General features: G+C 62.3%; 15 protein-coding genes. 4 read left to right on the top strand and 11 right to left on the bottom strand.

Going from position 1 to position 10661, the window contains the following annotated elements; all coding sequences use genetic code 11:
* Positions 1 to 15: 15 nt before the first annotated feature.
* From AC07P1_RS08650 to AC07P1_RS08625, 6 genes are all read right to left on the bottom strand, one after another.
* Positions 16 to 177 (bottom strand): hypothetical protein, encoded by a 162-nt coding sequence (locus AC07P1_RS08650; RefSeq protein WP_494695394.1) that lies wholly within the window; start codon positions 175 to 177, stop codon positions 16 to 18.
* 60 nt (positions 178 to 237) lie between these two features.
* Positions 238 to 450: a hypothetical protein gene (locus AC07P1_RS08645; RefSeq protein ID WP_494695393.1), complete on the bottom strand. Its 213-nt coding sequence runs from the start codon at positions 448 to 450 to the stop codon at positions 238 to 240.
* 142 nt (positions 451 to 592) lie between these two features.
* Complete coding sequence (locus AC07P1_RS08640; RefSeq protein WP_494695392.1) at positions 593 to 745, bottom strand: hypothetical protein; 153 nt, start codon at positions 743 to 745, stop codon at positions 593 to 595.
* A gap of 224 nt (positions 746 to 969) precedes the next feature.
* Positions 970 to 1521 (bottom strand): hypothetical protein, encoded by a 552-nt coding sequence (locus AC07P1_RS08635; protein WP_494695391.1) that lies wholly within the window; start codon positions 1519 to 1521, stop codon positions 970 to 972.
* Between the two features lie 2 nt (positions 1522 to 1523).
* On the bottom strand, positions 1524 to 2096 hold the full coding sequence (locus AC07P1_RS08630) for a J domain-containing protein (RefSeq protein WP_494695390.1): 573 nt from the start codon (positions 2094 to 2096) through the stop codon (positions 1524 to 1526).
* Positions 2038 to 2649 carry a hypothetical protein gene (locus AC07P1_RS08625; RefSeq protein WP_494695389.1) on the bottom strand — a complete coding sequence of 204 codons (612 nt, stop codon included), beginning with the start codon at positions 2647 to 2649 and terminating at the stop codon, positions 2038 to 2040. The genes AC07P1_RS08630 and AC07P1_RS08625 overlap by 59 nt, the downstream gene beginning before the upstream one ends.
* Before the next feature lie 214 nt (positions 2650 to 2863).
* Between AC07P1_RS08625 and AC07P1_RS08620 the strand changes: the two genes are divergently transcribed.
* The 4 genes from AC07P1_RS08620 to AC07P1_RS08605 all read left to right on the top strand — a co-directional run bounded on the left by AC07P1_RS08620 (position 2864) and on the right by AC07P1_RS08605 (position 6189).
* The gene (locus tag AC07P1_RS08620; protein WP_494695388.1) at positions 2864 to 3283 is read left to right on the top strand and encodes a hypothetical protein; all 420 of its coding nucleotides are present in this window, start codon (positions 2864 to 2866) and stop codon (positions 3281 to 3283) included.
* A 178-nt stretch (positions 3284 to 3461) separates the two neighbouring features.
* A complete protein-coding gene (locus tag AC07P1_RS08615) occupies positions 3462 to 4460 on the top strand; it encodes a hypothetical protein (protein ID WP_494695387.1) in 999 nt (332 codons plus the stop codon).
* Positions 4461 to 4575: 115 nt separating this feature from the next.
* A complete protein-coding gene (locus AC07P1_RS08610) occupies positions 4576 to 5670 on the top strand; it encodes an aspartate/glutamate racemase family protein (RefSeq protein ID WP_494695386.1) in 1095 nt (364 codons plus the stop codon).
* A gap of 33 nt (positions 5671 to 5703) precedes the next feature.
* Entirely contained in the window at positions 5704 to 6189 is a 486-nt protein-coding gene (locus AC07P1_RS08605; protein ID WP_494695385.1) for a CesT family type III secretion system chaperone, read from the top strand.
* Positions 6190 to 6312: 123 nt separating this feature from the next.
* On the opposite strand, the gene AC07P1_RS08600 is transcribed toward AC07P1_RS08605, so the two are convergent.
* The 5 genes from AC07P1_RS08600 to AC07P1_RS08580 are packed head-to-tail and all read right to left on the bottom strand — an operon-like array spanning position 6313 to position 10577.
* On the bottom strand, positions 6313 to 7719 hold the full coding sequence (locus AC07P1_RS08600; protein WP_494695384.1) for a CapA family protein: 1407 nt from the start codon (positions 7717 to 7719) through the stop codon (positions 6313 to 6315).
* A gap of 32 nt (positions 7720 to 7751) precedes the next feature.
* Positions 7752 to 8177, bottom strand: coding sequence for a serine hydrolase (locus AC07P1_RS08595; RefSeq protein ID WP_494695383.1), 426 nt, complete (start codon positions 8175 to 8177; stop codon positions 7752 to 7754).
* On the bottom strand, positions 8156 to 8611 hold the full coding sequence (locus AC07P1_RS08590; RefSeq protein ID WP_494695382.1) for a serine hydrolase: 456 nt from the start codon (positions 8609 to 8611) through the stop codon (positions 8156 to 8158). Before AC07P1_RS08590 ends, AC07P1_RS08595 begins: the two co-directional genes overlap by 22 nt.
* Positions 8612 to 8659: 48 nt before the next feature.
* On the bottom strand, positions 8660 to 9562 hold the full coding sequence (locus AC07P1_RS08585) for an N-formylglutamate amidohydrolase (RefSeq protein ID WP_494695381.1): 903 nt from the start codon (positions 9560 to 9562) through the stop codon (positions 8660 to 8662).
* A gap of 22 nt (positions 9563 to 9584) precedes the next feature.
* A complete protein-coding gene (locus tag AC07P1_RS08580) occupies positions 9585 to 10577 on the bottom strand; it encodes an ABC transporter ATP-binding protein (protein WP_494695380.1) in 993 nt (330 codons plus the stop codon).
* Positions 10578 to 10661 lie beyond the last annotated feature (84 nt).

Raw genomic sequence — 10661 nt, 5'->3', positions numbered from 1 at the left:
GCTGCGCGTGCGGCGTCAGATCGCCGCCTGGGCCGCCTCTTCCGCTTTTTTTATGAATCGGGTGAACACGGCAACATGATCCAGATCCGCCTTGGCCGCGCTCACACCTTCCTGGGTTGCGATCGAGCGTTGTGCACCGTTCTCGGCGGCGCCGCCGATTGATGAAGATGTAGTCATGACAGATTCCCCGTGTTGAATTAAACGACGCAACGCCATCGGCATGCGCCCCGTCCTTGCTTACTGTTGGTCGTTGACGTTCTTCGCCATCGAACTGAAGATCTTCAACTTCGCCAGGGACGTCGCCTGTTGCGAAACCCACAACTGGAATTCCATGGCTTCGGCCGAACCCTGTTGCGCCGCCTGCACCATGGGATTGGCATTGTCCTGCCGGAATCCGGCACCCTGCTGCGTTTGGTAACCGCGATCAAGCTGACTTTGGTATGTGCTCATGTTGTCTCTTTCATCAATGGGGTAGTCCGTTGCCGGGGGACTTGCTGGCTGGCCTCGGCTCGGGCAAGGCGCCCGGAACAGGGAATACCGAACCGCTGCACTCCCTGTTCCCAGAAGATCTACTCCGATCAGGATAACGCGATCAGATCAATTGCAAGGAATTGTCACGACCGGCCTTTGCCATCTTCAGTTTCGCATTGTCAGCGTCGAGTAATGTCTTTGCCGCACTGGTACCTTCTTGATCGATGATGCCTTGTCCAGCGCCGAGTGCCGCTCCTGCTGCAACTGCTGCCATAGTAACCTCCATAAGTGATTGAAAAATACCGCCTCGCTGCAAAATGAACCGGGCGGTCCACCATAAGTGACGCTCCGCCGTTCCCGGGTTCCATCTTTTCCTTTCCAGAACAAGAATTTTTGAAGCCGGCCGGCGGCGAAGAACAGCGCAATCCCAGAATGCACCGAGGGACGCGCCCATGCCAAGGCATGGAGGCGTCCCCGCGGGCAAACGCGACATCGCTCTCACTGCTGCAATAACGCCAACGAGAAATTCTTTTCGCTCGGGTGACTGGTCTCCGGATCGTGCGGGTCCCAGACCTCGTTCCCCCAGTTGACCAGGCTACCGATGACGATGTCCTCCGCCAGTTCCCGCCCGTTCCGGGTCAGCGATTCGCCGCGGCGCGAAGCCGCCACCAGGGTGCGCAAATCCATCTCCTGGTTCAGCGCCGGCGCCGCCGCGGCCGCTGTCGGCTTCGCATCGGCGGCCAACGAGGCGAACACCTGGTCGATCACTGCGGAAAAACCTTGGTGCAGCTTTGCGCGCAGCTTTTCGAGCTCCAGTTCGGACAGCCCGCTGGTCTGCAACGCTTCCAATTGCCTGAGCCCGTTGTCGTCGTCGGTCGCCTCCAGCTTCTCGTCGCCCGGCGCGGCCGGCGGAAAGAACTGGCTGAAGTCGGGCGCCTCGGTCAACGCGCCCACATCGACCGCATAGTCGAGCTCGACCTTCCTGACCGTGTCCGGCAGCGACGCCGGATCCGGATAGGAGAAAGAATTCGGATCATCATCCTGGACCATGTTCACCCCTCCGTTTTTTGTACTGGGAATTTTTCGCTCATCAAGAAAGCATAAGCGCTCTGCAATTGCGCGAACTCGTCCTTGGCCTTCGCGATGGCCGCCGTATCACTCTGGTCCGCCACCTTGTCAGGATGCTTTTCCCGCGCCAATTTAAAGTATTGTTTTCTGATCGTGGCCTTATCGGTCACGGTCTGGTCGAGACCGAGGCTTGCCAGCGATTCGGCGGCAAGCCGTTCCGGGGTCTTGCCATTCATTTCAAAGGAAAAATTCTCGTGATTCGCGCTAGGCTTGGTAGTGTCCTCGAGCTCGATATGCGTCTTCCCGGTTCTATGATCCTTCACCAAGCGTTGAAGGCGCGCGCCCGCCTGATCGGGGTGCCAGCCGGTCTTCGATATATGTTCGCCGGTCCTGGTATTGAGGGTTTCCTGCCAGCGCGTCCTGGTGTTTTGATCGATCGTCGTGCGCGACTTGACACCATCCTCGCCCGGCTTGCTCCATGCGCTACAGCAGAAACTCTTATTGGCCGCGGCGTGATGGAACGAGGTCCAATTCGACTTGGTCTTGTGATCGAACATTTTGCATCTCTGCCAGCCTTCCGCGTCCGCCCCCCCATGCGGTCTGACTCGTATGCTGACCGGTTGTGGGATTGCGGGTGGAGAACCAGTGCAGGCCCGTCCGGTGATCAATCGACTGGCTCCGCTGCCAGCCGTTGGCGTCCATCGTGCCCCAACCGGTGGAGGAAGTGCGTTCCCCGGTATTGGGGTTGTGGGTCGATATCCATACGACCCCGTCCTTGTGCCAGCTTATCTTCTCCACACGGCTTTGGGGATCGATTGTAGATCCCGGCATGAAGGCCGCTCCATGCGGCAAGAATGCACGCCAATGGCCATTGATCCGCTGCTCTTCGGTGGTGGGGCGATAACCGCCCTGCTGGACGCGGTTGTTCAACTCGGTGCGGAAATTCTTCACCAGCGCGGTCATCTGTTGGTACAAACCGTTAAGCCCGCTCCTGGCGGTCTCGACGGCTTTCTTGGCGCGTGGATCCTTGCTGATGGTGCGCGCCAGTTTGGCGGGGTCGAACGCGGCGCATTTCTTTGCCAAATTGGCCTCCCTGTTCTGTGGCGTCATCGAAAAAGCGCTTAAATTGCCGCCGGCCGGTATGCATTCTTATCGTCCGCGGCTGTGCTGTGGATGGCAACGAAACGGGAAAAAGTTCCGGCCGGCGCGCCATGGCGGAATGACGCCCGCAAATTCCGGCCCGGACCGCGGGAACCGCCCATGATCCATTTGCGACCCATCCGGGCAGTAAAGATGTTCCCCTCAATTTTTTTAAGGAAATAACATGAGCTTAACTATCTCGTCCTCAGGCGGCGGCGTCAGCGGCATCCCTACCGGCTCTGAAATGAATTCGTTTTCGTCGACCCTGAAAGGGGCTTCGTCGGACGACCTGCTAAAAGCGCTCGGCAAGGATGGCATGGAACCCTGGCAAAAAGACGCCATTCTCAAAGAACTGGAAAACCGCGCTGCACAATCCCAGAAACCAGATGAAAGCGGTAGTACCCAGGGTAGCGGCGGCGGCTCGGGCGGCGGCGAAGACGACGAGATCAAGAAGCTGCTGAAGAAACTGATGAAAGGCACCATCAGCCCAGAAGAAGAGCAAAAACTGGCGGGCGCCCTAGGCGTCGACACCAAATCGCTGGATGCGGTCAAGGGCGGTGGCGACACTTCCTCGTCTTCCGACAGCGACATCAAAGGCGGTTAAGCCCTCCTTCCGGCGCAAACTAGCGGCGGCCGGACAGCTCCGGCCGCCCGCCATCCGCTCACGGCGGATGTGCCGCGTTCCATCGTGCCCGGCGTTCGCCCAGCAGGCCTGGGTTTTTCAACGCTTTCTTTCCCTGCTCCCCCTCCTTCGTTCGCCGTTTCCACCGCCGCTCGGCGCGATGGAACCATCCCTCCGGCGTTTTCACTGGGATGGCATCGAAAACATGAAGGCCACGTTGAATCAGCACAACTGGGACAATCCGACCCAGCCTACCGTGGTGGTCGGTTACACGGCGCAATTGGCCAAAGCCATCGAAATCAAGGATGGCACGCCCTTCCTGAATGGCCGCAAGGTCAGCTTCATCGGCAATGACCGCCTGGTGCTGAATATCAACGCGCTGAACGAAGCCAGCGGCAAGAAGCTGGACACGAAGAAATTCACGTCCAACAACATCAGCTATCTGCCAGCGGCGTCCAAGGGTCACGCCTACGCCTTCATCAACAACTTCAACAAGGGCGAGGGCGCCGCCTACCCCGGCTTCGCGCGCGAGATCATCAACGAGCAGGCGCCCACCCTGGAGCAAATCGAAGAGAAGGTCCAGACCATGCTGGGACAAGACAAGCGCGCCATCATCAAGCCAAGCGGCACCGGCCACGGCGACGGCATTCGCTCCTTCGACATTCCGGAAAAAGCGACACCGGACAGCATCCGCCAAGAAATCAGTGAGTCCTATGCATCCGTCAAGGGCACCTACGGCGATCGCGGCGGCTTCCCTTACACCATTTCGGAATACCTGACCGCAGACCGCATCACCAAGGAAGACTCGCCGCTGAAGTCGATGAAGTACGAGTTCCGCGTTGCAGTGTATGCGGATTACTCGGACAAGGAAAAGGGACCGCAGCTCAAGGCGGCTCCCGCCATCATCAAGATCGATGGCGGTTCGAAGCTGGCCGAAGGCGAGAGCGGCGATTTCTCCAAGCAGTTCGCCAGCGTGTCCGCCCAGGTCCTGGCGACGGGCCTGCCCGCTTCGGAATTCATGAAGCCGCTGTGCGAGGATACCTTGGACCTGGTCGGCGTGACCGAGGCTGAGATGACCGAGCTGTGCAAATGGTCGACCCGCGCGGTGGCAGATATCCTGAAGAATGTCGATCAAGCCGACAGCATCCTGAACAAATAATCCTGCGCCGGACAGCGCGATCCTGTCCGGCTTGCCGCCGCCGGCGACGGCGGCGGCATCGGCCGCCGCGCAGAGATTGCCCTTGCCCGTCACAATCAAGTCCGAAGGTACTATCATGGCAGTCATTTCACACACCGCTTCCGCCGGCCACGGCGACGCGTCCTCGTCCGTCCAGGACGCGGCAACCGACCGCGTGCTCGAAACCAAACCGCGCGTCAAACCATGGGGACCGGCACTGGTCCTCAACAACGAAGATATTTATCCCATTCTCGAAGGAAAGTGGGAAGCCAACGTCAAACTGGGCGCGTCGTTCAAGGACGGCTCCCCCTCGCCCAAACGCCTGCGCACCGACGACATTCCCGCCAGCCAGGTTCCCCTGCCGCAAATCGGCAATTTCGTCACCGTCGGCGTGGTCGGCGGCATGGGGCCGGAAGCGACGCTGGACCTGAACCACAAGCTGTTCACCACCGCGCTAAAGGTCGGCCGGCCCGCCAAGGACCAGGATCACATGCCGGTGGTGACCTTCAATCTGTCGCGGATGATCGGCGACCGCACCGCATATCTGAACAGCTTCATGGGCAATCGCGACAATCCCCAGGAATGGCGCGCCCATCTGCTCAAGGCCGATCCCGACAATCCATACTGGGGCTCGCTCGAATGCGCCAAGGCAGCCGTTGAAGCCGGCGCGCACTTCCTGGTCTTCCCCTGCAACACCTTCCACGCCTATCACGGCGTGCTGTCCGAAAAACTCAAGGTCCCGCTGCTGCATATCGCCGAGGCGACCATGTGGGCGCTCAAGAAAGGCAACCTGGATCCGGACAAGTCGGTCGCCTTGCTCGCCACCGACGGCACCATCGCCAGCAAGCTGTACCAAACCGCGTCGCAAAAAATGGAGCCCTACGGGTGCCCGAAGATCAACTGGGTATTGCCGTCGTCGCAATCGCAAAAAGAACACATCACGGATGGCATTTACCAGGGCGTCAAAGCCGGCGATGTCGCGCGGGGAACGGCGTTGATGGACGCCGGCGTCAAGGAAATCGCGTCCCGGCACCAGATCTCGGCGGCCGTGGAAGGCTGCACGGAAATCCCCATCGCGCTGCGGGACAAGGACTACGGCGACATCAAGCTGGTCGACCCGACGCAAGCGCTGGCCGAGATGGCGGTGGAATTTTCACGCTCGCTGGCGCGACTGGAAAGAAAATACGCCTGAACCTCGGGACAACTGATCTGAACGGGGAACGATATGTCCAAACAGTATTACGAAGAATTGATACACGCGCTATGCGCATTGTGCAAGGTCCAGGGCGCGCAAGGCATCCTGGAAGGCGGACCGCTGGCGGTCAACGACGTGGTGTTTTCCCTTGCCTACAATGAAGAGGTCGACGCCAACGCCTTGCTGGTCTATTGCGACTTCGGCACCGTCGAGGCAGGCCGCGAAGCGGAAGCCTACCGGGCGCTGCTCGAAACCAACCTGTTGATGTACGCGGCAAACGGGCCGATGTACACTTTGTCGCCGGCCACCGGCCGCGTCGTGTTCGCCAACCACTACCCGCTCAGGGGCATGGAGCCGAAGATGCTGCGCGCCATCCTGGCCCATCTCGCCGCCAAGGCGATGGACTGGCGCAAAGACCAGTTCCTCGACCATCCGCCGGCGCGGCGCAATCACGCCCCGAGCGGCCGGATGCGGCAGCAATGGGCGGCGGGATTTTTGAAGGACCGGGATTTCTGAACGACGCGGGAAACTGCGCCGACACGCTCGCGCGGCATGGCCATGCCGCTTGCCCTGCCGGGCAAGCGGTATTTTTATGGCGCATCGACGCCCGTCACGCGATCTGGCCGGTACCGGCCGGTGCTATTTCCCGCCAGTGGCGACGTCGATCCTGCCGACGCCGTCGACGATGTCGATCTCGGTCCCGTACGCCGCCGACAGGCGTTGCAGCCGTTGCAGGATGCGCCGGGCATCGGTGCCGTACGCCAGGCGCGGTATGCCCCGGTCGGCGTCGCGTTCATCCTGCCAGTGCATCTCGACCGGATGCAGGGCGATCTGGCGCAACTCGCCGCGGCTGTCGTAACGGTTGACCGCGACCACGCTTTCGTACCAGATCTGCTCCTTGAACACGCCGTGCACGCGGCGGTGCTCCATGAACTCGGCCTCAGTCATGGACATCGGCTCCACCTTGTCCTTGTCGTATTCATCGCGTGTGACAGGTTGCTGCTGATTTTCCATGAAGAAGAAATTACCCAGCGAATAGTAGATCGGTTTGCCTTTATAGATCTCGATGCCACGCAATTGGTGCGGGCCGTGGCCGATGAAGGCATCGGCGCCGTTGTCGATGGCTTCGCGCGCGATGACGGGCATGAAGTCTGGCGGCGCCTCGCAATAATTGCCCGGCTCGGGGGTATGCATGGAAACGATGGCGAAGTCCGCACTCTGCTTGCCCTGGCGCAGATTGTGGAGGATGCCCTGGCGGTCGCGCTCATCCATCGCGAAGGTGAAATCGACGCCGTCGCCGATGTCGTCCCGGGCGCGATACTTGACGTCGAACAGGGTGACCGTGCCGTTCCTGGCGTCGGCGGCCAGGATGGACTTGCGCATCATGCCTTGGGGCAGCGCGTCGCGGATCGCGGCCAGCATTTGCAGGCGCTCCGGCGACACCAGCACGTAGCGCGTGGCGCGCAGGGCGCTCAGGCCCGGACGTCCGGGGATCTGCCCCAGCGGGTCGATGGCGCGGGCGTTCGCCTCGAAGCGCGAAGCGAACGCCACCATCGCGATCCGTCCCGCCGGCGTCGACAGGAACCGCAGCGCGCGCGCCTGCGCCAGCGTTTCGCCGGTGCCGGCGTGCGCCATGCCGGCCTGGCCGAATAAGTCATCGGTGTAGCGCATGCCCTCCACGCCCCAATCCGTCGTGTGGTTGTTGGCGCGACTCACGAAGTTGAATCCCATGTCCTTAATGTCGCGCGCCACGGCGGGCGTGCTGATGAGCCAGGAGCCGCCGGCCAGCGCCGAGGGGTGGCCGCCGAATTTCCGCAGGTCGATGGCGGTGCCCTCGAAATTGCCGAACGTGACGTCGGCCTGCTTGAGCAAGGCGATCAGCTCCGGCGCCTGGCGCCGCAGGCGCGGATAGATGGCATCGGTGATAATCAGGTCGCCGACCGCCACCAGGGTGAATCCGTCCGGCACGTTGGCGTCGATCCAGGACGGCGCCAGTGTTCCCGCTTCATGGGGCGCGGCCACCGTCGCGCCGTTCTTCTCGTTCATGCGATTTCTTTCATCAATAACTATCAACCATTTCACGCGTCGCCGCGCGCATCCTCGATCCCGTCCCAACAGGCGCGCGCCAGCCGGCCGAGCGTGTTGAAGGCGGACACATAGCCGGGCAGACCATCCGGCATCTCCAACGGCACCTGGTCGGTATAGCCGGTCATGATGAACAGGGGCCTGCCGTTGCGGAACACGATGCCGCCATCCATACGGCCGCGTTTACCGGTCCCCCCCTTGTGCGCCACCTTGGCGTCCGACGGCAACTGCGACGCCATCTTGGTGCGCAGCTTTTGCCAGCTCAGCACTTCGACGGCGAACGCGCATTGCTCGGGACTACAACCCAGTTTGTCAGCCGCCGCCGGGTCGGTACAGCCGCGCAGGATCAGATCGTACAACAGTCCCTGGTCGCAGGCGCTGATGGTGGTGACCTCGCTCAGCGCATGGTTGGCCGGCATGTCCGGACGCGGCACCGAGGTCCTGTGTACGGTGTTTTCATGCCGATGGCGCGGCAGAACGCGTTGATCTCGTCCAGGCTGACGCGCTCCATGAGCATGGCGGTGCAGACGTTGTCGCTGACGATGATCATCTGCACCAGCGCGTCGCGCAGGCTGATCGAGAATCCGGGCGTCAAGAACTTGAAGGTGCCCGACACCACGCCTTCGCGCAAGCGTTCCTCGTACAGGATGGGCGCGTTCATGAACAGTCGTCCCTGATGGACCGCGCGCAAGACCGTCATCATGATGGCGGTCTTGCGCGTGCTACCCGACGGAAACGGCGTGTGGCCATCGCGGTCGGCCTGCTCGCCGGTTACCAGATTCTTGAGGTACCAGGCGGTGACGTACGGCTGCTCGTCGCAGATGGCGTTCAAACGTGCTATCAAAGCTTGCATTTCCCTTCCTTTCAAACAATGTTCCGATTTTATCTTGACGGCCCGATCTCAGCCGCGCCGTGCCGTCATGGCCGGCCGCGCGGCCTTGCTCTTCAACTCGTGCGCGACGTGCCGCGCCATCGCCCGCAGGAAGCGTCCCAGGTCGTCTTGCAGCCGGTCGAAGCCTTGATGCTTTTTGCAATTTTTCTCGTCCATGTACACGTCCCGCCGGATTTCAATCTGGACGCTGTGCCGGCCCCGCTGCGGCACGCCGTAGCGCTGCACGATGTAGCCGCCCTGGTAAGGCGTATTGATGCTGACGCGGTAACCCAGTTGCTCGAATTGGGCGGCGACCCATGCGGTGAAGCGCGGATGGGCCGACGTGCCGTTGCGGTCGCTGACGACGATGTCCGGCCGCGCCGCGCCGTTGTCGACATTCATGGCGTTGCCGACCGATTTCATCGAATGGCAGTCGAGATGCCAGACCGCGCCGAACTGCTCGACGGCGTCGTCAAGCAGGGTTTCCAGCACATTGTGGTACTGCATGTAGTAGTCGTCCAGCCGATGCGCCACCTCCGCCGCCGGCAATTTCCCGTTGTACATGGGCACGCCCGGCAAGGCGTTGAGACGTATCAGTCCCATGCCGCGGCGGCACGCGGCCGACGGCGCCGGCGGCGTGCGCCACGCGCCGGCCAGCATGGTTTCATCGATATCGTCGGGCGCGCGGTTCGGGTCGATGTAAGCGCGCGGAAAGCGGGCCGAGAGCAAGACCCCGCCGACCGCCGGCGCGGCGCCCCACACCTCGTCGACGTAGGCGTCCCAGGTGCTTCTGAGCGCATCGGCCGGCGCCACGATCGCGCTGTTGATGGGATACAGCGTGCCGCTGTGCGGCGAATCGACGACCATCGGCAGGCGCGTTTCCGTCACTCCCGGGCGGATGATCGAATAGACCTGGTTGCTTGATTTGATCATTGTAATATTCCGTGTGGTTGCATCATGCGTGGTTCGAATCGTTGAGATGGCAGGCCGACCAGTGTCCCGGCGCCAGCTCGGCCAGGGCCGGGCGCTGTTGCGCGCAGCGCGCCATGGCGTGCGGGCAGCGCGGGTGGAAGGCGCAGCCCGACGGCGGGTTCAGCGGGCTGGGCAGCTCGCCCTGGATCGGCCGGTGCTGCGCCACTCTGGCGTCCAGCCGCGGCGCGTCGGCCATCAGCGCCCGCGTGTACGGATGGTTCGGCCGCGCGAACACCGAGCGCGTGTCGGCCAGCTCGACGATCCGCCCCAGGTACATGATCGCCACCCGGTCGGCGATGTGCTCCACCACCGCCAGGTTGTGGCTGATGAACAGGTATGTCAGCCCGCGCGATTCGCGCAGGTCCATGAACAGGTTGAGGATCTGCGCCTGCACCGACACGTCCAGCGCCGAAACCGCCTCATCGCAAACCACGAACTTCGGTTGCAGCGCCAGCGCGCGCGCGATGGCGATGCGCTGGCGCTGCCCGCCCGAGAACTGGTGCGGGTAGCGCCCGGCGTACGACGGGTCCAGCCCGACCTGCCGCAACAAGCCGGCCACGAACGCGGCCGCGTCGCGCTTCTCGACCAGGCCGTGGTACAGCGCCGCCTCGCTGATCACCTGGTCCACCCGCTGGCGCGGATTGAGCGAGGCGTACGGATTCTGGAACACCATCTGGATGTCGAGGTGGGTGGCCACGCTCGGTTGGCCGATGTCGCGGCCGTCGAATTCCAGCGCGCCGCTGGTGGCCGGCAGCAGGCCGGCGAGCATGCGCCCCACCGTCGACTTGCCGCAGCCCGATTCGCCGACCAGCCCCAGCACCTCGCCGCGGGCGATCTCGAGCGACACGTCGTTGACGGCGTACACCCGCGCCGGGGCCGGCCGGGCCAGCCCCAGCGCGGCGGCCGCTTTCGACAGCGCGCCGCGCTGGAGGCTGAAACTCTTGCTCAAATGTCTGGTTGCTAGCAGGGTCGTCATCATTCACCTAGGGAAGCGCTGATCAATTCAGTTTTCAGCGCTTCGAAGGCGATGTAACTGGCTCGACAGATCTGAGATTGAAAA

The organism is Duganella sp. GW821-FHT07F09 (assembly GCF_059418705.1).
Note: the sequence above shows the minus strand (reverse complement) of the source record. Positions and strands in the feature narration are given on the sequence as shown.